Origin of the sequence: [Clostridium] symbiosum ATCC 14940 (assembly GCF_000466485.1) — a bacterium.
Lineage (GTDB): Bacteria > Bacillota > Clostridia > Lachnospirales > Lachnospiraceae > Otoolea > Otoolea symbiosa.
Window position 1 is genome coordinate 50,944 of the sequence record NZ_KE992817.1, and the last position, 488, is coordinate 51,431.

Consider the following 488-nt stretch of genomic DNA (forward strand, 5'->3'; position numbering starts at 1 on the left):
CAGGCTCGTAAGAGCCTGTGGATCGAAACCTTAAATGTCAATTTAACGGATTAAATGGTTCGTGGTCAGGCTCGTAAGAGCCTGTGGATCGAAACCTTCTAGGTTTGATATAGTTATCTTCATCCGACGGTCAGGCTCGTAAGAGCCTGTGGATCGAAACAGTCATAGAGTCATTGACAGTAGCCGCCAGGGCGGGTCAGGCTCGTAAGAGCCTGTGGATCGAAACCCCTTTGGAAAGGCACCTGTCGTGAGATGGGTGCGGTCAGGCTCGTAAGAGCCTGTGGATCGAAACATAACTTAAGTAATCAGCCGTATAGAGTGCTTTTGGTCAGGCTCGTAAGAGCCTGTGGATCGAAACCGTGTTCAAACGAAAAGGTATCCCATAACCAGTCTGGTCAGGCTCGTAAGAGCCTGTGGATCGAAACAGTTGGGTGCTGCAAGGTATCAATTTTCCCGGCGGTCAGGCTCGTAAGAGCCTGTGGATCGAA

General features: G+C 50.2%; 1 CRISPR repeat array.

The window, feature by feature from the left end:
• Positions 1-63: 63 nt before the first annotated feature.
• A CRISPR array of direct repeats spans positions 64-425; the repeat unit is 32 nt; unit sequence GGTCAGGCTCGTAAGAGCCTGTGGATCGAAAC.
• The last annotated feature ends 63 nt before the right edge of the window (positions 426-488 follow it).